21 protein-coding genes are annotated in these 22,891 nt (G+C 67.2%); 19 read left to right on the top strand and 2 right to left on the bottom strand.

Annotated features, from left to right (window positions below; genetic code table 11):
- The first annotated feature begins 1 nt into the window (after position 1).
- The 16 genes from Q9R47_RS01145 to Q9R47_RS01220 all read left to right on the top strand — a co-directional run bounded on the left by Q9R47_RS01145 (position 2) and on the right by Q9R47_RS01220 (position 15,958).
- Positions 2-409, top strand: a complete 408-nt coding sequence (locus Q9R47_RS01145) for a biopolymer transporter ExbD (RefSeq protein ID WP_311231419.1) — start codon at positions 2-4, stop codon at positions 407-409.
- Between the two features lie 93 nt (positions 410-502).
- Positions 503-718: a hemin uptake protein HemP gene (hemP, locus tag Q9R47_RS01150; protein ID WP_311231420.1), complete on the top strand. Its 216-nt coding sequence runs from the start codon at positions 503-505 to the stop codon at positions 716-718.
- A 258-nt stretch (positions 719-976) separates the two neighbouring features.
- The gene (locus Q9R47_RS01155; RefSeq protein WP_311231421.1) at positions 977-3,397 is read left to right on the top strand and encodes a glucose/quinate/shikimate family membrane-bound PQQ-dependent dehydrogenase; all 2,421 of its coding nucleotides are present in this window, start codon (positions 977-979) and stop codon (positions 3,395-3,397) included.
- 260 nt (positions 3,398-3,657) lie between these two features.
- A complete protein-coding gene (locus tag Q9R47_RS01160; protein ID WP_043371948.1) occupies positions 3,658-4,872 on the top strand; it encodes a site-specific integrase in 1,215 nt (404 codons plus the stop codon).
- 75 nt (positions 4,873-4,947) lie between these two features.
- Positions 4,948-5,310: a type II toxin-antitoxin system RelE/ParE family toxin gene (locus Q9R47_RS01165; RefSeq protein WP_043371950.1), complete on the top strand. Its 363-nt coding sequence runs from the start codon at positions 4,948-4,950 to the stop codon at positions 5,308-5,310.
- Positions 5,310-5,630, top strand: a complete 321-nt coding sequence (locus tag Q9R47_RS01170; protein ID WP_043371951.1) for a helix-turn-helix domain-containing protein — start codon at positions 5,310-5,312, stop codon at positions 5,628-5,630. The genes Q9R47_RS01165 and Q9R47_RS01170 overlap by 1 nt, the downstream gene beginning before the upstream one ends.
- Before the next feature lie 115 nt (positions 5,631-5,745).
- Positions 5,746-6,033, top strand: coding sequence for a hypothetical protein (locus Q9R47_RS01175; protein WP_311231422.1), 288 nt, complete (start codon positions 5,746-5,748; stop codon positions 6,031-6,033).
- A 296-nt stretch (positions 6,034-6,329) separates the two neighbouring features.
- The gene (locus Q9R47_RS01180) at positions 6,330-6,602 is read left to right on the top strand and encodes a metal/formaldehyde-sensitive transcriptional repressor (protein ID WP_043371954.1); all 273 of its coding nucleotides are present in this window, start codon (positions 6,330-6,332) and stop codon (positions 6,600-6,602) included.
- Between the two features lie 37 nt (positions 6,603-6,639).
- Complete coding sequence (dmeF, locus tag Q9R47_RS01185) at positions 6,640-7,608, top strand: CDF family Co(II)/Ni(II) efflux transporter DmeF (RefSeq protein ID WP_154163134.1); 969 nt, start codon at positions 6,640-6,642, stop codon at positions 7,606-7,608.
- Positions 7,609-7,660: 52 nt separating this feature from the next.
- Positions 7,661-8,014: a hypothetical protein gene (locus tag Q9R47_RS01190; RefSeq protein WP_051962158.1), complete on the top strand. Its 354-nt coding sequence runs from the start codon at positions 7,661-7,663 to the stop codon at positions 8,012-8,014.
- 213 nt (positions 8,015-8,227) lie between these two features.
- Positions 8,228-9,436 (top strand): TolC family protein, encoded by a 1,209-nt coding sequence (locus Q9R47_RS01195; RefSeq protein WP_154163197.1) that lies wholly within the window; start codon positions 8,228-8,230, stop codon positions 9,434-9,436.
- Positions 9,433-10,089, top strand: coding sequence for a hypothetical protein (locus Q9R47_RS01200; protein WP_154163135.1), 657 nt, complete (start codon positions 9,433-9,435; stop codon positions 10,087-10,089). The genes Q9R47_RS01195 and Q9R47_RS01200 overlap by 4 nt, the downstream gene beginning before the upstream one ends.
- Entirely contained in the window at positions 10,086-11,222 is a 1,137-nt protein-coding gene (locus Q9R47_RS01205) for an efflux RND transporter periplasmic adaptor subunit (protein WP_043371960.1), read from the top strand. Before Q9R47_RS01200 ends, Q9R47_RS01205 begins: the two co-directional genes overlap by 4 nt.
- 10 nt (positions 11,223-11,232) lie before the next feature.
- A complete protein-coding gene (locus tag Q9R47_RS01210; protein WP_154163136.1) occupies positions 11,233-14,385 on the top strand; it encodes an efflux RND transporter permease subunit in 3,153 nt (1,050 codons plus the stop codon).
- A 96-nt stretch (positions 14,386-14,481) separates the two neighbouring features.
- Positions 14,482-14,877, top strand: a complete 396-nt coding sequence (locus Q9R47_RS01215) for a hypothetical protein (protein WP_179954928.1) — start codon at positions 14,482-14,484, stop codon at positions 14,875-14,877.
- A 40-nt stretch (positions 14,878-14,917) separates the two neighbouring features.
- On the top strand, positions 14,918-15,958 hold the full coding sequence (locus Q9R47_RS01220) for a DMT family transporter (protein ID WP_179954929.1): 1,041 nt from the start codon (positions 14,918-14,920) through the stop codon (positions 15,956-15,958).
- A 93-nt stretch (positions 15,959-16,051) separates the two neighbouring features.
- Here the strand turns inward: Q9R47_RS01220 and chrA are convergent, their stop codons facing one another.
- Both chrA and Q9R47_RS01230 read right to left on the bottom strand, forming a co-directional pair.
- Positions 16,052-17,422, bottom strand: coding sequence for a chromate efflux transporter (gene chrA / locus Q9R47_RS01225; RefSeq protein WP_154163138.1), 1,371 nt, complete (start codon positions 17,420-17,422; stop codon positions 16,052-16,054).
- Positions 17,419-18,354 carry a chromate resistance protein ChrB domain-containing protein gene (locus Q9R47_RS01230; protein ID WP_043371969.1) on the bottom strand — a complete coding sequence of 312 codons (936 nt, stop codon included), beginning with the start codon at positions 18,352-18,354 and terminating at the stop codon, positions 17,419-17,421. The genes chrA and Q9R47_RS01230 overlap by 4 nt, the downstream gene beginning before the upstream one ends.
- A 408-nt stretch (positions 18,355-18,762) precedes the next feature.
- Between Q9R47_RS01230 and Q9R47_RS01235 the strand changes: the two genes are divergently transcribed.
- The 3 genes from Q9R47_RS01235 to Q9R47_RS01245 all read left to right on the top strand — a co-directional run bounded on the left by Q9R47_RS01235 (position 18,763) and on the right by Q9R47_RS01245 (position 22,885).
- Positions 18,763-19,155, top strand: a complete 393-nt coding sequence (locus tag Q9R47_RS01235; RefSeq protein ID WP_043371971.1) for a hypothetical protein — start codon at positions 18,763-18,765, stop codon at positions 19,153-19,155.
- Positions 19,156-19,931: 776 nt separating this feature from the next.
- On the top strand, positions 19,932-20,756 hold the full coding sequence (locus Q9R47_RS01240; protein ID WP_043371975.1) for a DUF932 domain-containing protein: 825 nt from the start codon (positions 19,932-19,934) through the stop codon (positions 20,754-20,756).
- 65 nt (positions 20,757-20,821) lie between these two features.
- On the top strand, positions 20,822-22,885 hold the full coding sequence (locus Q9R47_RS01245; RefSeq protein ID WP_154163139.1) for a ParB/RepB/Spo0J family partition protein: 2,064 nt from the start codon (positions 20,822-20,824) through the stop codon (positions 22,883-22,885).
- Positions 22,886-22,891 lie beyond the last annotated feature (6 nt).

Genomic DNA, 22,891 nt, shown 5'->3' on the forward strand with positions numbered 1-22,891 from the left:
CATGGCATTCGGAACCCAGGACGACGCCGACGAGGTGATGAACGAGATCAACATGACGCCCCTGGTGGACGTCATGCTGGTGCTGCTCATCATCTTCATCATCACCGTGCCCGTCATGAAGCATGCGGTGCCGGTGGACCTGCCCCGCGCTTCGGCCGAGCGCGAGAACGTCAAGCCGGAGACCATCCGGCTGAGCGTGACCGCCGACGGCAAGTACCACTGGAACGAGACCGACATCACCGATGCCGAGCTGGAACCCCGCCTGAAGGCCGAGGCGGCGAAGGACCCGCAGCCCGACCTGCACATCCGCGGCGACAAGGAAGTGCGCTACGAGCGCGTCGCCCAGGCCATGGCAGCGGCGCAGCGCGCGGGCGTGCGCAAGATCGGTTTCGTGACCGATCCGCAGTGAGACAAAACCTTGCAATAAAGCCGGGCTGGGCCTTGACGCTTAATTGAGAATGGTTATCATTAATCCATTGCCAACGCACCGAGGACCCCAACCATGCACGCCAGCCTGACCGCCCTGTCCCCTTCCGCAGCCTTCTTCGGCGCGGGCCTCCACGACCGGCATACGGACGTGAACGGCCTGCCCGCCTCCGCCCCGGCGGTGGACAGCAGCGATCTGCTCAAGGGCCAGAAGACCGTGGCGATCTTCCACAACGGCTCGATCTACCGGCTGCAGGCGACCAAGCTCGGCAAGCTGATCCTCACCAAATAAGCGGGCAGCAGGGGCCCCCGCAGGGCCTGCTCCGACGGTTTCATCGTGGGGCGACTCCCGGGCCACGTTCAGGGCCTGCCGGGTCGTATTCGCCAGCCAACGGTTCGCCCGCGTAGCCAGGCACTTTTTTCCTCCACGGCTTCCAACGAAAAAAACCGGCCATCGGCCGGTTTTTTCATGGCCGGCGAAACCCTTGCGGCCGAGTCGATGCGACGAATGCGGGAAAATACCCTTGACTAACATCAAGAAGGAATTTTCATGACCGCAGATCGACGACAGCCCCCGCAGGCCCGTCCGCGCTGGGCCGGCAGGCTCGTGGGCGCGCTGAGCATGCTGTTCGGCCTCGCCTTCCTCGTGGGCGGCATCTATCTGGCCACCCTGGGCGGCAGCCTGTATTTCGCGCCGGCGGGCCTGGCGATGCTGGTGGCCGGCGTGCTGCTGTGGCGCGGCCGCACGGCCGGTGCCTGGCTCTACGCGGTGACGCTGGCCGCGAGCGTGGCCTGGGCCCTGGCCGATGCCGGCTGGGTGTTCTGGCCGCTCTTCTCGCGCCTCTTCGCGCCGGGCGTGCTCGGCCTGCTGGTGGCGCTGGCCTACCCGGGCCTGGCGGCCGCGCGCGGCCGCCGTGCGTACGGCGTGGCGGCGGTGCTCGCCGTGGCGCTGGTGGCGGCCTTCGGCGGCATGTTCGTGCCGCATCCCACCGTGGTGGCGGACGGCAACGGTCCCGGCCTCACGCCCGTGGACCCGGCCCGGGCCCAGAAGAACTGGGAGCACTACGGCAACACCAACGGCGGCAGCCGCTTCGCCGCGCTGGACCAGATCAATCGGGGCAACGTCGGCCAGCTCGAAGTGGCCTGGACGTACCGCACCGGCGACGTGGCCGTCAGCAACGGCAACGGTGCCGAAGACCAGACCACGCCGCTGCAGATCGGCGACCGCCTCTACCTCTGCACGCCGCACAACGACCTGATCGCGCTGGAGGCCGACACCGGCCGCCAGATCTGGAAGCGCGAGATCCACGCGCAATCCTCCGTGTGGCAGCGCTGCCGGGGCCTGGCCTATTTCGACGCCGCCGCGCCGCTGCCGGCCGTGACCACCGCGGGCGCCGTGCCCGTGCAGCCGGTGGCCCTGCCCCCCGGTGCCAACTGCCAGCGGCGCATCCTCACCAACACCATCGACGCCCGCCTGATCGCCGTCGATGCCGACACTGGCGAGTTCTGCCAGGGCTTCGGCACCAACGGCCAGGTCGATCTGAAGGCCGGCCTGGGCGCCGCGCCCGATCCGTTCTACCAGCTCACCTCGCCGCCGCTCATGGCCGGCACCACGGTGGTGGTGGGCGGCCGCGTGGCCGACAACGTGCAGGCCGACATGCCCGGCGGCGTGATCCGCGGCTTCGACGTGATGACCGGCCAGATGCGCTGGGCGTTCGACCCGGGCAACCCCGCAGACAAGAAGGCCCCCGCCGAAGGCAAGACCTACGTGCGCAGCACGCCGAACTCGTGGGCGCCGATGTCGTACGACGCGGCCATGAACACCGTCTTCCTGCCCATGGGCAGCCCCTCGACCGACCTGTACGGCGCCGAGCGCACCGCGCTGAACCACAAGTACGGCGCCTCCATCCTCGCGGTGGACGCCACCACGGGCGCGGAGAAGTGGGTCTACCAGACGGTGCACAACGACCTCTGGGACTTCGACCTGCCGATGCAGCCGAGCTTCATCGACTTCCCCGTCGATGGCGGCCGCACCGTGCCGGCCCTTGCGATCGGCACCAAGGCCGGCCAGATCTACGTGCTGGACCGCGCCACCGGCAAGCCGCTCACCGAGGTGCAGGAGCAGCCGGTAAAGAAGGCCGACATCCAGGGCGAGCAGTATTCCGAGACGCAGCCGCGCTCGGTCGGCATGCCACAGATCGGCGCGCAGACGCTCACCGAATCCGACATGTGGGGCGCCACGCCCTTCGACCAGCTGCTGTGCCGCATCGCCTTCAAGAAGATGCGCTACGAGGGCCTCTATACCGCGCCCGGCACGGACGTGTCGCTGAGTTTTCCCGGCTCGCTGGGCGGCATGAACTGGGGCGGCCTCTCGGTCGATCCGGTGCACGGTTTCCTGTTCGCCAACGACATGCGCCTGGGCCTGTGGGTGCAGATGATTCCCTCGGCCAACCGCGGCGCGGCCTCCGGTGGCGGCGAGGCCGTGAACACCGGCATGGGCGCCGTGCCGCTCAAGGGCACGCCCTACGCGGTCAACAAGAACCGCTTCCTGTCGGTGGCCGGCATTCCCTGCCAGGCCCCGCCCTTCGGCACCCTCACCGCGATCGACCTGAAGACGCGCCGGATCGCCTGGCAGGTGCCCGTGGGCACTGTGCAGGACACCGGCCCGATGGGCATCAAGATGCGCATGCCCATTCCCATTGGCATGCCCACCCTGGGCGGCACGCTGGCCACGCAGGGCGGTTTGGTCTTTATCGCCGGCACGCAGGACTACTACCTGCGCGCCTTCGACAGCAGCAACGGCCAGGAGGCCTGGAAGGCCCGCCTGCCCGTGGGCAGCCAGGGCGGCCCGATGACCTACCAGTCGCCCAAGACCGGACGGCAGTACGTGGTCATCACCGCCGGCGGCGCGCGCCAGTCGCCCGACCGGGGGGACTACGTGATCGCCTACGCGCTGCCTGCTCGGCGCTGATCCGGACCGGGCCGCAAGGCCCCTCCGGCCCGGCCGCCATCCAGGCCGAAGCCTGCCGTCGTGCGCGACCGCAGGCTTTTTTCATTTCACCATGACTCCAGCACCGAACTTCGCTGGACTACGCCGAAGCCCGATACAGCAGGTTTATCAATAACTTAGGCGAGTTCAACATATGCCGGTGCTTTCCGAAACCTGACCCGGCTTCCCCTCTGCTGGCCCCTATGAGGCTCCTGGGAAACGGGTCTTTCCGAGGAGTCATCATGGCGAAAACCAAGCTCACCAAGACCGCTGTTGAGGCGGCGCAACCCCAGGCTCAGGCCGTCGAACTCCGGGACACGCTGGTGCCCGGCTTCCTGTGCAAGATTACACCAGCCGGCCGCAAGGTGTTCATGCTCCAGTACCGCACGAACGCCGGTGAGCGGCGCAAGCCCGCCCTGGGCCTGTTCGGGGAACTGACCGTCGAGCAAGCCCGCTCGCTGGCGCAGGAGTGGCTGGCGCAGGTGCGCCGGGGCAGCGACCCGGCCGCCGACAAGGCAGCGGCGCGCAAGGCCCCCACGGTCAAGGAGTTGTGCGAGAAGTTCATGGAGGATCACTCCAAGCAGCGCAACAAGCCCAGCACGCAGGACGGCTACCAAGGCGTCATCGACCGCAACATCATCCCGATGCTGGGTCGCATGAAGGTGCAGGACGTGAAGCGCCCGGATGTGGCCGGAACGATGAAGAAGATGGCGCACAAGCCGGCCGAGGCGAACCGCACATTCAGCGTGATGCGCAAGATGTTCAACTTGGCCGAGGTGTGGGGCTACCGGCCTGACGGCACCAATCCGTGCCGCCATGTCCCGACCTACCCCGATGGCAAGGCCACGCACCTCATCAGCGATGAGGAAATGGGCAAGCTGTTCCGGCATCTCGATTTTCTGGAAACCGACGGGCTGGGCCTAGACCATGCGGTTCTTCCGCTGGCGATCCGGCTGCAATTCGAGTTTGCGGCCCGCCGCTCGGAGATCGTCACGCTGCAGTGGGATTGGGTGGACTTGGAGAACAGGCGTGTGGTCTGGCCCGACAGCAAGACTGGCGGCATGTCCAAGCCCTTGAGCGATGAAGCCTGCCGGCTGCTGTCCACCGCACCGCGCCAGGATGGCTGCCCGCATGTGTTCCCGTCCCCCAACCATCCGGGACAGCATATGACCACGGGCGAGTATTACGGTGGCTGGACGCGCATCCTCAAGCGCGCTGGCGTGACCCATGTGGGTACGCACGGCGTTCGGCACCGCTCGGCCACCGACATTGCTAACTCGGGCATCCCGGTCAAGGTGGGAATGGCGCTGACGGCGCACAAGACCGTGGCCATGTTCATGCGCTACGTCCACACCGAGGATGCGCCGGTGCGCGCAGCGGCCGAGCTGGTGGCAAACCGGCGCCAGGCCATCGCAGGAACTCGACGCAGCGCGCCGGCCGAGGCAGCGACCGCCTGAACAGCTAGCCCGAATTGTTGTACCGCTGAAACGACAATTCGGGCTCTTGCGATCTATACCTGAACGGATATGATCATGGAGCAGAAACGAAAGCTGCTGTACTGGGAAGGCTCCTCGAAAAAGGACTTCAAGGACTTTCCCATCGACGTGCAGAAGGACATGGGCGTGGCGCTGTTCATCGTCCAGTTGGGCAGTACGCCGGATTCGGCCAAGCCTTGGAAGGGGCTGGGCTCTGGCGTGTACGAACTTGTGGAAGACCACCGGGGCGATACCTTCCGGGCGGTTTACACCGTGAAGGTGGGCGATGCGGTGCATGTGCTGCATGCGTTCCAGAAGAAGTCCAAGTCCGGCATCGCCACGCCGCAGCCGGACGTGGAGTTGATCGAGAAGCGGCTGAAAGCAGTGCTCGCCCGTCACGGGGCGAGCGGGAGAAAGTGATGATTCGCAATGAGCATCCCCAAGGCACCGACAACGTGCTGATGGATCTAGGCTTTGACGATGCCGAGGAACTGACGGCCAAGGCCGCGCTTGCGCTCAAGCTCAATACCTTGATCGACCAGCGCGGTCTGAGCCAGACCGAGGCGGCGGCGATCACGGGCATGACCCAGCCCAAGGTGTCGCAGGTGCGCCGCTACAAGCTCCAGAACATCTCGCTGGAGCGGCTGATGCAGGCGCTGGTGTCGCTGGATCAGCAGGTCAAGATCGTGGTGCAGCCTGCACGGCGGGCGCATGCGCCGGGGATTCTGGTGGCGGGCTGAGATTCATTTTTTGAGTTGGCCAACTTCCCCAACATTGAGTGGAGCCTGTGCGGCGATGCAGTCAAGCCGGGCCAATGGAGCGCAGATGAGAAGAAGCAGGCCCCATGGTGAAGCAATGGCCGAGCTGTACCGCAGCGATCCGGCTCTGGCGCTGGAGGTCATCCAAGGCATCGAAGCGGACAGCGATCACGCCGAACTGCCAAGCGTGCTGCAGCAGGTAGCGCAAGCTCTCGGTGGAATGGAGAGCAGCCCGATCATTGAATCCCTGCGGGGTGAACTGGTTGCGCTGTGCGCGGGAGGCGCTGTCAGCCGGGAGGTGGTGCAGGCATTTGATGCGCTGCTGGCGCAGGATGGAGATGGAGATTGTCGTATCGCTGATACGACAATTGCTCACGCCCCTTGAGTCCATTCGCCAGACACTGTCTGGCGAATTTCCTTCCAGGTCTTCGGGGCTGGCAACCACATCCCCGGCGTTGGCAATTTCCCAGACAGTGTCTCGGAAATTCGATCTGTTCCTGCCAAGCGGAGTCAGAAAACAGTGATGACTGAATGAGCCTCAGGGCGTGCCGGCACGCAGTGCCGCCAGACGCTAATTGCCTTGAAGCCCATCCGCCTGGTCATGTTTTGACCAAACCCCGTCTCAGCGGTGAGCATGGTCAATGTAATATAGCCCCCTAGGCTATATTGACTGACCTCGCCATGTCCCACACTTCCCGAGAAAAAGCCAAGCTGATCGCGCGCGTGCGCCGCATCAAGGGTCAGCTTGAAGGCATCGAGCGCGCCCTGGAAGCAGATGCAGCCTGTGTCGAGGTGCTGCGCCAGATCGCGTCCGTGCGTGGCGCGGTCAACGGCCTGACTGCGGAGGTGATGGAAGACCATCTGCGCGAGCACGTCATCGCGCCATCGACCGACAAGGAACGCCACCAGGGCGGCGAGGAAATGATCGAAGTCATTCGGGCCTACATGAAATGACCTTGTTGCCCGCGCCTCTCATTGCAGAAATTCAGCCATGAATCTCCACGCCCCCACCACGCCCGCACACGACCATTTCTTCCTCGGCGCTAACCACCAGCGCAACGAGAGCAAGGTATGGCTGGTGATTGCGCTCACGGCCAGCATGATGCTGGTAGAAATCGTTGCGGGCACCGTCTATGGCTCGATGGCGTTGGTGGCGGACGGCTGGCACATGTCCACCCATGCGGGTGCGATGCTGATCACCGCGCTGGCCTACCGTTTCGCGCGCCGGCATGCCGGCAATCCGCGTTTCACCTTCGGCACGGGCAAGCTCGGAGACTTGGCGGGATTTGCCAGCGCGGTGGTGCTGGCCCTGATCGCCTTGCTGATTGGCTGGGAAAGCCTGGTGCGCCTGACCCAGCCAATCCAGATCGACTTCAACCAGGCGATCGCCGTGGCCGTCGTGGGGCTGCTCATCAACCTGGTCTGCGCCTGGCTGCTGAAGGATGACCACGCGCACCATGCCCATCACGGTCATGCGCATGGGCATGGGCATCACCACGATCACGACGACGATCACCATGCGCCGGGCAAGGGACGGGACAACAACCTGCGTGCGGCCTATGTGCATGTGCTGGCCGATGCCCTGACCTCCATCCTGGCCATCGTCGCGCTGCTGCTGGGCCGCAGCTATGGCTGGCTCTGGGCCGATCCGCTCATGGGCGTGATTGGCGCGCTGGTGATTGCCCGCTGGTCATGGGGGCTGATCCAGGACTCCGGCAGCGTGCTGCTGGACGCCGCCGCCGAGGGGCAGGAAGTGCGGCAGGAGATTCGGGAGGCGATGGAGCCCACCGGAAGCCATGTCACCGATCTGCATGTCTGGCAGGTGGGGCCGGGACATTTCGCGGCCATCGTTTCGTTGATGGCCAGGGAACCGAAGGAGCCCGTGCACTACAAGGCGCTGCTGGCGCATATCCACGAGCTGTCGCATGTCACGGTCGAGGTGCAGCGGGCCACCACATGACGATGCACCTCCCCCTCAATCATTCTGGCATTCATTGGCAAACTAGAATCGCATGATGCGCCGCAAGTTCGCCCTTGCCCTGATGTTGCTCTCCATGCTGTGGCAGTCCCTTGCCATAGGAGGGCAAGCTGCGGCATTCGCGGATGTTCACGAAGTGGCGCATATGGCGATGCACTCGCTGAGCGAGGCGCACCACCACCATGACGATGGCTCGGTCGTCCAGGACGACTCCGACGAGTCCCGGCAGCATGTCGTTGCCGATGGCGGCGTGAGCAGCCCCTTCCTATGGGCTGTCACATCCTTCTCGCTCATTCCCACCGGTTCCGCGCGTCCGCCCATGATGGACGAATGGCCACTGCCGCCGCCTGTGCTCGACGGCCCGCGAAGACCCCCCCGGCTGTCCTGACCTTCTGAAAACTCCTCCCCCCGCTGCGCTCCCCGCGCGGCCGGGCTGTTTTCAAGCCGGCGATTCCCTCATCTCTTTGCCCGCCCGCGCATGTCCATGTGGGCAGGCATCGCGTGCCTGTGGATCGCCATCGAATGAGTCAGGACTTTCGTGAAACCCGTTCCTTGGTTCGTGGCCTGCGCCATCGCAGGCTGTGCGGCTGTGGGGGGCGCCTTGCCCGCCGCCGCGCAAACCCCTTCGCCAACTCTCCCAGCCCCTCCGGCTGACAACCTCCGAGTCACCCTGGCCGAAGCCGTGGAGGCCGCATGGCAGCGCGCCGTGCAGGCACGCGAAGTTCAGGCCCAGGGCCGGCGCGCCCAGGCCGAGCAGACCGCCGCCTCCAGCCTCTGGGCCGCGCCACCGGCGCTCGAACTCAACCACCGCAATGACCGCTGGCAAACCAACGTCGGGCGGCGCGAGAACGAGATCGGCGTCGCATTGCCGCTGTGGTTGCCTGGTCAGCGCGACGCACGTTCCGCTGCGGCTGGCGCCGAACTCCAGCTTGCCGATGCGCAAACCCAGGCCGCGCGCCTGCGGGTGGCGGGCCTGGTGCGCGAGGCGGCCTGGCGCTGGTCGGCGGCCCAGGCCGAAGCCGATGCGGCCGAAGCCCAGGTGCAATACCTGCAGCGCCTGTCCGACGACGTGCAGCGCCGTGTCCGCGCCGGCGACCTGGCGCGCGCCGATGCCCTGGCGGCGCGGGCCGAGCTGCTGGATGCCCAATCCCTGGCGGGCGAGGTGCGCCAGAAGCGCCAGGGTGCGCAGGCGCAGTGGCGCAATCTGACCGGCCTGGAGGCCATGCCGGAGATGGCACCTCCATCCACGCCATCGGCGGGACTCGACGTTGCGACCAGTGACGTGCACCCCGAACTGCGACTGGCCGCGCAGGCCGTGGAACGGGCGCGCAAGCGGGTGGGCGTGGTCAACACATCCCGGCGTGATCCGCCCGAGCTGCTGCTGCGCTACCGTGAAGAATCGCCGGGCACCGGCCAGACGACTCAGCGCAGCATCGGCATTGGCGTGCGCATCCCCTTTGGCACCGATGGCCGCAATGCGCCGCTGCAAGCCGCTGCCCTGGGCGAACTGGATGTCGCTGAAACCACCGAACTGCGACTGCGCGAGCGCCAGGAAGCCGACCTCGGCCTGGCCCGCTCGGCCATGCGCAACGCTGCCCGCCAACTCGAAGACGCCCGCGACCGCGCCGCGCTGCTGCGCGAGCGCACCCAGCTCATCGACAAATCGTTCCAGGCTGGAGAAACACCGCTGCCCGAGCTGCTGCGCGCAGCCAATGCCGCCGCACAGGCGGATGCCGCCCTGGCCCGCCAACAAGCGGCGCTGGGCCTGAGCCAGGCCCAACTGCAACAAACCCTCGGACTCCTTCCATGAATTCCCTATCCCTTTCCCGACGTGGCTCGTGGTCCGGTGGCTGGCAGCAATGGCTGTCCGGCGCCGCGGTGGCCTTCCTGCTGATTCTTTCCAGCGCGGGTACCTGGGCTGCGCCCGGCGCCCATGGCCCCAATGGCGAACACCTGGACACTCCCACGGCGGCGGCAGGCAGCGCCAGCACCGCGCCGCGCATGGAGGCCCGCTCCGAGAGTTTCGAGCTGGTCGCCCACCTCCGGGGCGATGAGCTGTCGATGCTCATCAACCGCTTCGAGACCAACGAGCCGGTGCTCAAAGCCCAGGTCGAGGTTGAATCCGGCACGGCGAAGGCGACCGCCAAGTTCCACGAGGACATGGGCGACTACGCCGTCGATGACCCGGCTTTCCTCAAGGCGCTGAAGGCCCCGGGGTCGCATCCGCTGGTGGTCACGATCCTGGCCGGCGAGGAGTCGGACCTGCTGGAAGGGACGCTGCAAACAGGCCCGGCAACCACGGCCAGTGGCGATGACCACGGACATGCACACGATGGCGCTGGACACAGCGACGGGCACGGCATCCCCAACGTGGTTTGGGTCGTGCTCGTGATGCTGTTGTTGGCAGCGGCCAGCGCCTGGAGGACCCGCCGTTCCCGCAAAGCCCAAGGAGGCGCCCAATGAACACCCGTCTGATTTCTGTGTCGATTCTTGTGACGGCCATCCACATGCTGGCGGCTGGGAATGCCTGGTCGGCCCCTGGCGCGCATGGCCCCAACGGCGAACACCTCGATGCGCCGCAGGCTGTGAATGTCAACGGGCTGATGCGCCTGCCCGACGGCAGCGTCAACGTGCCGATGCTCGCGCAGCGGCGCATGGGCATCCGTACGCAGATCGTGGCCGCTTCGCAGGCACAGGCCACGGTGGAGCTGGCGGGCCGCGTGGTGATGGACCCGAATGCCGGTGGTCGCGTGCAGGCGGTGCATGGCGGCCGCGTCGAGGCCGGCCCACATGGCCTGCCCGTCGCCGGACAGGCAGTGCGAAAAGGCGAGGTGCTGGCCTATGTTCGCCACCATGCCGAACCCTATGCCCAGGCAAACCAGGAAGCGCAACTGGCCGAACTGCGCAGCAGCCGCCAGCTTGCCGCCCAGCGCGTTGAACGCCTGCAGTCGCTGGAAGGCACGGTGCCGCGCAAGGACATCGAGGCCGCGAAAGCCGAGTTGCAAAGCCTGTCCGCACGAGAAAAAAGCATTGGCGCCAGCCTGGGCGCACGCGAAGCACTGGTGGCCCCGGTCTCGGGCGTGATCGCCCGTGCGCAGGCGGTGGCCGGCCAGGTGGCCGATGACCGCGAACTGTTGTTCGAGATTGTCGATCCCTCCCGGCTGATGGTCGAGGCCTCGACCGCGGACGCGGCGCTGCCGGCCCGCATGGCCGGCGCTTCGCTGCGCGAGGCGCCCGGCGCACGCCTGCAACTGGTGGGTGCGGGTGGCGCGCTGCGCGACGGCGTGATGCCGGTCAACTTCCGCCTGCAAGCCGCTGGCGCAGGGCAAGCCCTGCCGCTCGCGGTGGGCCAGCCCGTGACGCTGATTGCCCAGCTTGCCGAGCGCATCGAAGGCTTCACGCTGCCCGCTCAGGCCGTGGTGCGCAATGCCGCCAACGAGCAGGTGGTGTGGATCAAGTCGGGCGCGGAGCGCTACATCCCGCAGCCGGTGCGCGTGCGCACGCTGGACGCGGCCACGGTGGTCGTGGTGCAAGGGCTGGGCGCGGACAACCGCGTCGTGGTCGAAGGCACCGCGCTGCTGGCGCAGATCCGCTGAGGAGCACGCCATGTTCAACTGGATCGTGCGCAGCAGCCTGCGCAATCGCCTGTTCGTGCTCGCCGTCGCGGCTTTTCTGCTGGTGTGGGGCGCCGTCAGCGCTTGGCGCACCCCCGTGGACGTGTTCCCCAACCTGGACAAGCCCCTGGTCACCGTGCTGACGGAGGCCGGCGGCATGGCGCCGCAGGAGGTGGAGCAGCTCGTCACCTTCCCGCTGGAGACCGCGCTCAACGGCATGCCGGGCGTCACCCGCGTGCGCTCGATGTCCGGCGTGGGCCTGTCCATCGTCTATGCCGAGTTCGACTGGGGCACCGACATCTACCGCAACCGTCAGCTCGTCGCCGAGCGCCTGGCGCTGGCGCGCGCGCAGTTGCCCGCCGGCATCGAGCCGTCGATGGGACCCGTGTCCTCGATCATGGGCGAGATCATGCTGATCGCGCTGCCGATCACCGCGCAGGCCCAGGACGGCGCTTCGCCCATGCAGGCGCGCGAGTACGCGGACTTCGTGCTGCGCCCGCGCCTGCTGTCCATTCCCGGTGTGTCGCAGGTGATTCCGATCGGCGGTGACGTGCGCACGCTGCGCGTCGCACCGGACACGGCGCGCATGGCGCAGTTCGGCGTCTCGCTCAACCAGGTGGAGCAGGCCATGAAGGGTTATGCCTCCAATGCGGGTGGCGGCTTCATCGACCTGAACGGGCGCGAGTACCTGATCCGCCACGTCGGCCGCACGGCCGACCGTGATGCGCTGGGCGGTGACCTGGCCGGCGTGGCCGTCGCCTGGAAGGACGGCCGCCCCGTGCTGCTGGAGCAGGTGGCACAGGTCGGCTTCGCGCCGGGCCTCAAGCGCGGCGATGGCGGCTACAACGGCGGCCCCGCCGTGATCGCCAGCGTGCAGAAGCAGCCCGGCGCCGACACCGTGAAGCTCACCGCTGCCGTGGAGGCGGCGCTGCAGGAGCTGGTGCCCGGCCTGCCCAAAGGCCTGGCCCAGCCGCAGGTGCTATTCCGCCAAGCCGACTTCATCCGGGCCTCGGTGGGCAACGTGGGCGAGGCGCTGCGCGACGGCGCTGTGATGGTCGCGGTCATCCTGTTCGCTTTCCTGCTGTCGGCGCGCACCACGCTGATCTCGCTGCTGGCCATCCCGCTGTCGCTGGCGGTGGCGGCGCTGGCCTTCCGCGCCTTTGGCCTGTCGATCAACGTGATGACGCTGGGCGGGCTGGCCATCGCCATCGGCGAACTGGTGGACGACGCCGTGGTGGACGTGGAGAACATCCTGCGCCGCCTCAAGCAAAACCGCGCGGCGGACGATCCGCTGTCGGTGCTGGAGGTGGTGCGCCGCGCCAGCGTGGAGGTGCGCTCGGGCATCGTTTACGCCACGCTGGTCGTGGTGCTGGTGTTTGTGCCGCTGTTCGCGCTGCCGGGCATCGAGGGGCGCTTGTTCGCGCCGCTGGGCGTGGCCTACATCGTCTCCATCCTGGCCTCCATGCTGGTGTCGATGACGGTGACGCCGGTACTGGCCTACTACCTGCTGCCGCGCATGAAACGCATCGACCACGGCGACAGCCCGCTGGTCGCGTGGCTCAAGCGACTGGATACGAGGGTGCTGGCTTGGTCTTTCCCACGGGCGAGGGCGCTGGTGGCTTGCGCTGCCGTGGCGGTGCTGCTGGCTGGGGCCAGCGTGCCGTTCTTCCCGCGCGCTTTCCTGCCCGCGTTCAACGAGGGTTCGCTGGTTCTCGGGCTCGTGCTCTCTCCGGGCACCTCGCTGGAACAGGCCAACCGCATCGGCGCCGAGGCCGAGCGGCTGATCGCCGAGGTGCCCGAAGTGCGGCAGGTGGGCCGGCGCACCGGCCGCGCCGAGCTGGACGAGCATGCCGAGGGCGTGCATGCGGCCGAGATCGACGTGGACCTCAAGCCCTCGGCGCGCAGCCGCGAGGCCATCATGGCCCACATCCGCGAACGCCTGGCCCTGCTGCCCGCGCAGGCCACCATCGGCCAGCCGATCTCGCACCGCCTGGATCATTTGCTCTCGGGCGTGCGGGCGCAGATCGCGCTCAAGGTCTTCGGCGATGACACGGATGCGCTGCGGGGGCTGGCCGAGCAGTTGCGCGGCCGCCTGGCCGGCATTCCGGGCCTGGTGGACCTCACGGTAGAAAAGCAGGTGCTGATCCCGCAGATCACCGTGCGCATCGACCCGCGCAAGCTGGCGCAGACGGGCCTGGCGCCTGGCGAGGCGGTGCGGCTGCTGAAAGCGCTGACCGACGGTGCGCACAGCGCCGAGATCGTGGACGGCCCGCGCCGCTACGACCTGGTGCTGCGGCTGCCCGACCAGCGGCGCAGCCCGCAGGACCTGGCCGCCACGCTGATCGACACGCCAGCCGGGCGTCTGCCGGTCTCTGCCTTCGCCACGGTGGCGGAAGAAGACGGCCCCAACCAGATCGGCCGCGAGAACGGACGCCGGCGCATCGTGGTCTATGCCAACACCGATGGCCGCGACATGAGCGCCATCGTCGCGCAGATCCGCCAGGCCATCGGCGAGACACCGTTGCCGCTGGGCTACTTCATCAGCCTGGAGGGCCAGTTCCAGGCCCAGGAGCAGGCGGCGCAGTTGATCGGCGCGTTGTCGCTGGTCTCGCTGGCGATGATCTTCCTGGTGCTGTACGCGCGCTACCGCTCGGCGGTGCTGGCCGGCATCGTGATGGCCAACATCCCGTTGGCGCTGATCGGCAGCGTGGTGGCGATGTGGATCGCGGGCGTGAGCCTGTCTGTGGCCTCGATGGTGGGCTTCATCACCCTGGCGGGCATCGCCACGCGCAACGGCATCCTGAAGATCAGCCACTACATCAATCTGTGCAAGTTCGAGGGGGAGACCTTTGGCATGCCGATGATCGTGCGCGGCTCGCTGGAGCGGCTGACGCCGGTGCTGATGACGGCCTTGGTGGCCGCCTTTGCGCTGACGCCGCTGCTGCTGGCCGCCGATGCGCCCGGCAAGGAAATCCTGCACCCGGTGGCGGTGGTGATCTTCGGTGGGCTGGTCAGCTCGACCGTGCTGGATACGTTGCTCACGCCCGTGCTGTATTGGCTGCTGGGTCGCAAGCCCACCGAGCGGCTGCTGCAGGCGGAGCCGGAGGCCGCAGGCCAGGTGCCAGTGCCGCAGGAGGCGTACTGATGCGGGGTGACGCACACCCCGCCTGAATGCTGTTTCGACAAGGCTTTGCGGCGCCGCCTTTTTTGCAAGCGCGCTGCACCCTGAAAGGATGATCCGATGAACTTCAAACCTGCCTCCCTGCGCCTGCTGGCGGCTTCTGCCTTGTGCGCGGCTTCTCTGCTGGCTGCTCCCACTGTCTTCGCGCATGGCGATGCCAAGCCACAGCATGGCGGCATCGTGCGAACCGCCAGCGACCTGTCGTTCGAGCTGGTGGCCGCCGCCGATGGCGCGACGCTGTATGTCATCGACCACGGCAAGGACTACGACACCGCCGGCGTGAGTGGCAAGCTGACCGTGCTCAATGGTGCGGACAAGTCCGAGGCCGACCTCAAACCCGCCGGTGGCAACAAGCTGGAGGCCAAGGGCGTGAAGCTGGGCAAGGGTGCCAAGGCTGTGGCTGCGTTGCAGACCGCCGACAAGAAGACCGTGACCGTTCGCTTTACGGTCAAGTAACGCACCAAGGGTACGCTGGCGCACCATGAAACACGCTTCCATGCCTTGGCCCGCCCTGCGGGGCGGCCTGTTGGCCTTGCTGGCCGCAGCCCTGTTTGGCATCAGTACGCCGCTGGTGCAGCGCATCGGCGCGGGCGTGGGTGCGTTCTCGACGGCGGCGCTGCTTTACGCAGGCGCAGCCATCGTTGGCCTGCTCTCGCGTCAGCGGGTGGACAAGGAAGCGCGGCTGGTGCGCGGCGACTTTCCGCGCCTGCTGGCCATGGCCGCCTTTGGGGCGGTCCTGGGGCCGGTCGCGCTGGCCTGGGGTTTGCAGCACACCAGCGGCACAGGCGCTTCGCTGATGCTGACCCTCGAAGCCCTGTTCACCGCGTTGCTGGCACGGCTGCTGTATGGCGAGACCATGGACCGGCGTGTCTGGGCCGCCATGCTCCTGCTGCTGGCCGGAGGCCTGGCCCTGGTGCTCGATCAGGGGCGCGAGGGCGGCAGCCAGCTTTGGGGGTTGCTCGCCGTGCTCGTCGCCACGATGGCCTGGGGCACGGACAACACCTTGTCGCGCGCGCTGGCCGAGCGTGATCCCGGCCAGGTGGTGCTGGGCAAGGCCGTCCTGGGGACTTCGGCCACGGCCCTACTGGCCGTTTTGGCGGGGGATCCGTTGCCGACGCTGGGCGCGGCCCTGGGCCTGATGGCCGTGGGTGCCACGGGCTACGGCCTGAGCCTGCGCTTTTACCTGCTGGCCCAGCGGGCCTTCGGCGCGGCGCGCACGGGGTCGGTGTTTGCGTTTGCACCCTTCATCGGCGCCGCGATCGCCATGGCCCTGGGAGACCGCAGCGGCACGTGGATCATGGCGGTGGGGGGCCTGCTGATGGTGCTGGGGGTAGTGCTGCACCTGGCGGAGTCGCACGGACACGAGCATGCACATGAGCGGCTGGAACACGAGCACGCACACAGCCACGGCGACGGCCACCATGACCACGCGCACGATCCCATGCCTGTAGGCACGCACAGCCATGCCCACGTACACGAGCCGATGGTGCATGTGCACCCGCATGTGCCGGATGCGCACCATCGACACGAGCACTGACATTTGCTCAGAATGACCTTGAACGGGCTGGATCGAAATGCGAAAGCATGTCTCGGTGCACGCTCAAGCGCCCGTTTGGCCGCCACATAGGGCTCAAGCTACCAGCAGACGCGCCAAGGTGGCCGCGAGGCCGATCACTGCGCACGCACCCAGCAGTGGCATCACGCCCAGCTTGAAACGGAACAGGGCCACCGCGGCGCCCAGTGCGATCAGGGCCGAAAGCCAGTCGAATGCGCCGCTGAAGCCCTGAGGCCACAACACGTGGTACGCGAAGAACAACGCCAGGTTGAGGATCACGCCCACGACGGCCGCCGTGATCGCCGACAGCGGTGCGGTGAAGCCGAGTTTGCCGTGCGTGGCCTCGATGGCCGGGCCGCCCGCCAGGATGAAGACGAAGGACGGCAGGAAGGTGAAGAAGGTCACCACGGCAGCGGCCAGTGCGCCGCCGAGAAACAGCGCATCGGGGCCAAGCACCTGCTTGAGCCAGCCGCCGACGAAGCCGACGAAGGCCACCACCATGATCAGCGGCCCCGGGGTGGTCTCGCCCAAGGCCAGACCGTCGATCATCTGCGCGCCCGAGAGCCACTGGTGATGCTCCACCGCGCCCTGGTACACGTAGGGCAGCACCGCGTAGGCGCCGCCGAAGGTCATCAGTGCGGCCTTGGTGAAGAACCAGCCCATCTGGGTCAGCGTGCCCTGCAGCCCCTGTACCGCGACGAGCGTACCCATCGCGAGCGCCCACAGCCCCAACCCGGCGGCGAGAACCTTGGCCAGGTGGCTGCGCGAGAAGCGCGCGTGCGCCGGCGTCGGCGTGTCGTCGTCGATCAGGGCCGGGCCATAGCCTTGCTGGGCACCGCCATGGCCGCCGCCGAGTGCGAACACGCCCGGCGCCCAACGGGCACCGAAGTAGCCGATCAACGCGGCGGCCAGGACGATTGCCGGGAAGGGTGTGCCGAAAGCGAAGATCGCAACGAAGGCCAGCGCCGCGATGCCCCACATCCAGCCGTTCTTGAGCGCCCGGCTGCCGATGCGGTGCGCGGCATGCAGCACCAGCGCCGTGACGGCCGGCTTGATGCCGTAGAAGATGCCCGCCACCACCGGCACGTCGCCAAAGCGCAGGTAGATCCACGACAGCGCGATCAGGATGAACAGCGAGGGCAGCACGAACAGTGCGCCGGCCACGATGCCGCCCCAGGTGCGGTGCATCAGCCAGCCGATGTAGGTGGCGAGCTGCTGCGCCTCCGGGCCGGGCAGCAGCATGCAGTAGTTCAGCGCATGCAGGAAGCGCTTCTCGCTGATCCAGCGCCGCTGCTCCACCAGTTCGGTGTGCATGATCGCGATCTGCCCGGCCGGCCCGCCGAAGCTGATGAAGCCGAGCTTGAGCCAGAACCAGAAGGCCTCCCGAAAACTCACGGGCGCGGGCGCTGCATCTTGCTGCTGCGGGCGTTGGAGAACGGCACTCATGAAGAGGCTCCCGGCGCCGCGTAGAGCGCATCGAAGACCGCGGATGCGGCGAGGACCAGTCGATCGTCGTCGGCATGCACTTCGCGCAGGCCGTCGAGCACGGCTTCCAGCCCAGCCGCTTCGGCCACGGGAATGCCGCCGACGTCGAGGTAATGCACGGCCCCGGCGATGCGCTGCAGCTTCGGATCAGCGTCCAGGCCGAAGCTCGCGGCCATCACCTCGAAGGTCACGCGTGCGCCGACGTGGGTGAAGCGGGCGCCGTCGTAGTCGAAGCCGATGACGCCGCGCGGCGCCTTCCTGGCATCGCTCAGCCAGGTGAACTTGGCCTTGGGATCGATGAAGCGCCGGACCAGCCAGGCGCAGGCCAGCCGGTCCACCCAGGGCCTTGCCCGGGTCGCCCAGGCCTTGCCTTTGAACTTGGCGGGGTCGAGCCGCTCGATGCCATCGTCGGCGCGCGGCTGTGGCTCGCCCTTGGAGAAATGGTTGTCGAAAGCGCGCCGCAGCGCCAGGAGGTCCGAGTCGGCCTGCTGCGCGGCGGGGCCGGGGTAGTAGTCGATGCGTCGCAGCGTCTGCAGGGCATCCGCCACGCCGCGCAGGCGGCGCCGTGTCTCGGTTTCGCCCAGCTTCTCGAGTTCGGCCTGGAGCGCTGTGGCAGTGTCGCGCCATTGCGCGTAGGCCTCGGTCCGGTCGAACTGGGCCAGCACCTCGGCGCGTTGCGCCTCGTCGCGCGGCGACAGGATCAGGACAGAGGCCGTGCCGCCGTGCTCCCGGACCTCGGTGGCCAGGGACTCCAGCGCCGCCGCGTGTTTATCGGGCAGCAGGTAGGCGCCATCGCGCAGGGCGGCGCAGCCCAGCGCCTTGAGGGCGCGCCAGATGCGCAGGCGCACGGCGTTGGGCTGGGTGGGGAGCGTGACGATCAGGATGGACCACATCCAATGAATCATACGCTACAGATATTGAAATATTTATCTCTAAATTTTTGGTGTAGCTGAGTGATGGCTGGGGCACGGCAAACCGTTGATGGCGTCTCGGCGTACCGCCGTCGGGCTCGCGGGCTGCGCCCCGCGCCTCGTTCCGAGTCGCGGCCATTCGGCTTTGATCCCTGACGCCTCCGGCCCTCTCGGGCCTGCGCGCTTCGCTTGCCAAAGGCAGGCATGTGTAGGGGGCGGGGTGTGGGCGGTCTTGCTGTTCCCTTCACCGTATCACGGCGCTCTCGCCGTCAATGACTGCGCGTGCTTGCACGCTTGCGGCCTGGTGGCCGTCTTCGATCTTTGACCGCTTGCTCTGCGCCGTGCTGGCGACGGTTCCGGGCAATTCCGCCCGAGTAACCGGAGTTCATCATGAGCGACAAATCACACGTTTCCATCGAACAGCACATTTGCCTGGTCTGCGGCGCGGCCTTCGAGACGGGCAGCATCCTGTTGGACCGCCGCCTGCGCGCGAGCATGGAGCATCACACGAAGACGGGCTGGGGGCTGTGTCCCGAGCACCAGAAGCTGGCCGATGACGGCTTTGTCGCATTGGTCGAATGTGATCCGCAGCGCAGCGGCTCGCAGGCCGACGGGCGCATGAAGCCCGAGCAGGCGTACCGGACGGGGCGGCTGGCCCATCTGCGGCGCACAGTGTTCGCCCAGGTGTTCAATGTGCCGATCGCGGATGAGCAGGCCTGCGTGTTCGTGGAGCCTGGCGTGATCGACCACTTGCAGTCAATGACGGCGCCAGCGGCGAACTGATCTCGCCGTGCTGCCTTCGGTGCGTCATTCCTTCGGGAGCGACGCACTTTTTTTCTGCTACGCCTGGTGCCGGTGCCTTCGCGCCCCTGGCGAGGCGCTGCGCGCTTCGTTTGCTCCCAGGGGAAAGCCCTGCGGGCTATCCCCGCCGCGCAGGCTTGGCGCCCCTGAACACCGCCGACCCGGCTGCGCCGGATCGGCCAGACAGCAGCCGCATCAGGCCCACGATGCCTTGCGTGTGCTCGTCCTGATTCTGTCGTTCCTTCGTCTTTGAAGTCCGGGCGTCCCCGGCCACCTGGGAGATGGCCGGTCGCGCTGTCGTGCGCGTAGCGCATCGAGCCGCCTGCGGCATCTCGCCCCCTGAGGGGCTTCCATCGTTTCCTCGCTCCGCTCGGCTGACGCCTCCGGCCCGGCTTCCAGCTTCGGGCCTGCGCGCTTCGCTTGCCGTGCGGTCGGCATGTAGAGGGCCGTTGCCATGTCCAGCCGTCTTCCCTGACCTCATCACCTTGTCCGCGACTGTAGCCCGCGCCCGTGTGCCGTCAAGGCGCGCAGGGCCGTGTCCTCGGCTGCGCCTGCGGGCCGCACCCACCCTGCGCTTGTCTCCTTGACGGCCCCCGTCCGCGCGCTCCTGACCGTCGCGGGCGATGAACTCAGGAAAGACGGTGGCAACAGGGCCAACCGGGTTCTTCGTGCCGACCGCACCGAACAGCCGAAAGGCTGGGCTCCGAATCTAGGAATCCGGTGTGCGGTTTCTTCAACAGCCAAGTCAGGAGAAAGACATGCTTGCAACCCGTTTCGCTTCCCACTCCCCAGCATTGCGCAGCGACTACCCGCTGTCCGATGACCAGATTCGTAGGGTGGCCCCGTCCATCTTCGCGGACGCGCCACATGAAAGCCGTTCCGAGCGGTACAGCTACATCCCCACCGCAGCCGTGCTGACCGAGCTGCGCAAGGAGGGGTTTCAGCCCTTCATGGTGACGCAGACCCGCGTGCGCGATGAAGGCAAGCGCGAACACACCAAACACATGATTCGCCTGCGCCACGCCAGCCAGATCAACGGCGCAGAGGCTAACGAAATCGTGCTGCTGAACTCGCACGACGGCACCAGCAGCTATCAGATGCTGGCCGGAATGTTCCGTTTCGTGTGCAGCAATGGCCTTGTTTGCGGCGACACCGTGGCGGACGTGCGCGTACCCCACAAAGGCGACGTGGCCGGTTCCGTTATCGAAGGCGCTTTCGAGGTGTTGAGCGGCTTCGAGCGCGTGAAGGAATCCCGCGACCTGATGCGCGGCATCACCTTGGACGATGGCGAATCCGAAGTGTTCGCCCGCGCCGCGCTTTCCCTCAAGTACGACGACCCGGACAAGCCCGCGCCCATCACCGAATCGCAAATCTTGATACCGCGCCGGTTCGACGACCGCCGTCCCGACCTGTGGAGCGTGTTCAACCGCACGCAGGAGAACTTGACCAAGGGCGGATTGCATGGCCGCAGCGCCAACGGACGCCGCCAGCGCACCCGCCCCGTGCAGGGCATTGATTCCGATGTGCGCCTCAATCGCGCCCTGTGGCTGCTGGCCGATGGCATGCGCCAGCTCAAGGCTTGAGCCGTTCCCCCGCCGGAGGGGCGGTTCCCCTCCATTCCTTTGTTTCACTTGACTGGAGATACACCATGAACGCCGTTACCCAAACCGAAGCCCGTGCCATCCAAGCCCCTGCGCTGGAAGCCGCCGACCCGACCAAGAACCTGATTCTGGTTCCGCTGTCGCGGCTGGTGCTGCGCCCCACGGGTCGCAATGTGCGCAAGACCCCGCGCATGTCCATCCACGAACTGGCCGCGAGCATTCAGCGCGTGGGCTTGCTGCAAAACCTGATCGTGATTGCATCCGCCGATGGCGAGCATTACGAAGTCGTGGCCGGTGGCCGTCGCCTCGCAGCCCTCAAGCTGCTGGCGAAGAAACACCGCATCCCGAAGGAGTGGGCGGTGCCTTGCCTGCTGGTGGCCGATGGCACGGCCCGCACCGCCAGTCTCACCGAGAACGTGCAGCGCGAAGCCATGCACCCGGCAGACCAGTTTGAAGCCTTCGCGGCGCTGGTGGCCGAAGGCCGCCCCATCGAGGACATTGCGGCGGATTTCTCCGTCACGCCGCTGGTGGTGCAGCGCCGCTTGAAGCTGGCGAATGTTTCGCCGCGCTTGATGGCCGACTATCGGGCCGATGCCGTGAGCCTTGACCAGTTGATGGCGCTGTCCATCACCGACGACCACGCCGCGCAGGAAAGCGCCTTCTACGACGCGCCGACATGGCAGCGCGGCCCCTCCGCGCTGCGCGAACGCCTGACCGAGCGGGAAATCGACGCCTACCGGCATCCGCTGGTGCGCTTCGTCGGGCTGGACACCTACGAGGCCGCAGGCGGTGGCGTGCGCCGTGACCTGTTCGCGGAAGGCGATACGGGCGTGTATCTCGCCGACGCCGCGCTGTTGGAACGGCTGGCGCAAGACCGGCTGGCAGGCATCGCCGCCGCTGTCCGCGCCGAGGGTTGGGCATGGGTGGATGCCACGCCGGGCCTGACCCATACCGATCTGCACGCTTTTCAGCGTGCGCCGAGGGAACGGCGCGAGCCGAACAAGCGTGAGGCGCAGCGCATCGAAAAGCTGCAAGCCAAGATGCACGAACTGGCCGAAGCGGTGGATGCCGCAATGGACGCCGAGGACGAGGACAAGGCAGACGCCTTGCAGGAGGAAGGAGAAGCCTTGGGCGAGCAGTTGCAGGCAATGGAAGATGGTTTGCAAGGGTATGCCCCGAGCGTGAAGGCCGCAGCCGGTGCCATCGTCACCATCGACCGCAACGGTGAGGCCGTGGTTCATCGTGGGCTGCTGCGCGAAGCGGAAGCGAAAGCACTTCGCACGCTGGAGAAGCTGCGCCAAGGTTTCGGCAGCGTGGAAGGCGAAGCCGAGAGCGGCAACGAAACTGAGGACGACGAGCAGCCCAAGACCGCCGCCATGTCCGATCGGCTGGCGCAGCGGTTGAGCGCCCACCGTACCGCCGCGCTGCAAATCGAAGTCGCCCGGCATCCGCAAACCGCGTTGGCTGCTGTGGTGCATAGCATGGTGCAGACCGTCTTGCAGGAACGCCACTACGGCCACGGCTTACCGCTGGGAGTAAGCCTGAAAGTGCAAGACCGGCTGGAAGGCATGGCCCCGGACTGGCCGGAATCCCCTGCGGCCGTGGCGCTGCGCGAACTGCAACAGGTGGTGGGCGAAGCCTTGCCGGAGGACAGCGCCGAACTGTTCGCCGCGCTGCTGGCGAAGCCGCAAGATGAACTGGTGCGGCTGCTGGCGGTATGCGTGGCCTCCACGGTGGACGTGGTAACGCTTCGCACCACGCAGCGCCAGCCCGGCGCGGAACTGGCGCAGGCCGTGGGCTTCGACATGGCCGCATGGTGGACGCCGACCGCAGAAGGCTACTTCAAGCACGTTTCCAAGGCCGTGATTCTGGATGCCGTGGGCGAGTACGCGCCGGAGCACGTCACCCGGCTGGCGAAGTTGAAGAAGGCCGACATTGCCAGCGAGGCCGAACGGCTGGCGGATGGCACGGGCTGGATGCCCGCCATCTTCAAGGCCGAAGGCCCGCAGCAGGCAGCGCAGGAAAGCGCGCAGGAAGAAGGCCCGGAGCAGGACGCCCCGCAGGATGCCGAGGCAATGGCGGATGAACCCGCCGTGGCGCTGGCCGCTTGACCCGCG

It is taken from the genome of Acidovorax sp. PRC11 (genome assembly GCF_031844105.1).
Taxonomy (GTDB): domain Bacteria; phylum Pseudomonadota; class Gammaproteobacteria; order Burkholderiales; family Burkholderiaceae_C; genus Paracidovorax.

Bases quoted from the DNA above. Each gene is read 5' to 3' on its own strand.
- Q9R47_RS01145 (WP_311231419.1), top strand. From the start codon at position 2: ATGGCATTCGGAACCCAGGACGACGCCGACGAGGTGATGAACGAGATC.
- hemP (WP_311231420.1), top strand. From the start codon at position 503: ATGCACGCCAGCCTGACCGCCCTGTCCCCTTCCGCAGCCTTCTTCGGC.
- Q9R47_RS01155 (WP_311231421.1), top strand. From the start codon at position 977: ATGACCGCAGATCGACGACAGCCCCCGCAGGCCCGTCCGCGCTGGGCC.
- Q9R47_RS01160 (WP_043371948.1), top strand. From the start codon at position 3,658: ATGGCGAAAACCAAGCTCACCAAGACCGCTGTTGAGGCGGCGCAACCC.
- Q9R47_RS01165 (WP_043371950.1), top strand. From the start codon at position 4,948: ATGGAGCAGAAACGAAAGCTGCTGTACTGGGAAGGCTCCTCGAAAAAG.
- Q9R47_RS01170 (WP_043371951.1), top strand. From the start codon at position 5,310: ATGATTCGCAATGAGCATCCCCAAGGCACCGACAACGTGCTGATGGAT.
- Q9R47_RS01175 (WP_311231422.1), top strand. From the start codon at position 5,746: ATGGCCGAGCTGTACCGCAGCGATCCGGCTCTGGCGCTGGAGGTCATC.
- Q9R47_RS01180 (WP_043371954.1), top strand. From the start codon at position 6,330: ATGTCCCACACTTCCCGAGAAAAAGCCAAGCTGATCGCGCGCGTGCGC.
- dmeF (WP_154163134.1), top strand. From the start codon at position 6,640: ATGAATCTCCACGCCCCCACCACGCCCGCACACGACCATTTCTTCCTC.
- Q9R47_RS01190 (WP_051962158.1), top strand. From the start codon at position 7,661: ATGATGCGCCGCAAGTTCGCCCTTGCCCTGATGTTGCTCTCCATGCTG.
- Q9R47_RS01200 (WP_154163135.1), top strand. From the start codon at position 9,433: ATGAATTCCCTATCCCTTTCCCGACGTGGCTCGTGGTCCGGTGGCTGG.
- Q9R47_RS01205 (WP_043371960.1), top strand. From the start codon at position 10,086: ATGAACACCCGTCTGATTTCTGTGTCGATTCTTGTGACGGCCATCCAC.
- Q9R47_RS01210 (WP_154163136.1), top strand. From the start codon at position 11,233: ATGTTCAACTGGATCGTGCGCAGCAGCCTGCGCAATCGCCTGTTCGTG.
- Q9R47_RS01215 (WP_179954928.1), top strand. From the start codon at position 14,482: ATGAACTTCAAACCTGCCTCCCTGCGCCTGCTGGCGGCTTCTGCCTTG.
- Q9R47_RS01220 (WP_179954929.1), top strand. From the start codon at position 14,918: ATGCCTTGGCCCGCCCTGCGGGGCGGCCTGTTGGCCTTGCTGGCCGCA.
- chrA (WP_154163138.1), bottom strand. From the start codon at position 17,422: ATGAGTGCCGTTCTCCAACGCCCGCAGCAGCAAGATGCAGCGCCCGCG.
- Q9R47_RS01230 (WP_043371969.1), bottom strand. From the start codon at position 18,354: ATGTGGTCCATCCTGATCGTCACGCTCCCCACCCAGCCCAACGCCGTG.
- Q9R47_RS01235 (WP_043371971.1), top strand. From the start codon at position 18,763: ATGAGCGACAAATCACACGTTTCCATCGAACAGCACATTTGCCTGGTC.
- Q9R47_RS01240 (WP_043371975.1), top strand. From the start codon at position 19,932: ATGCTTGCAACCCGTTTCGCTTCCCACTCCCCAGCATTGCGCAGCGAC.
- Q9R47_RS01245 (WP_154163139.1), top strand. From the start codon at position 20,822: ATGAACGCCGTTACCCAAACCGAAGCCCGTGCCATCCAAGCCCCTGCG.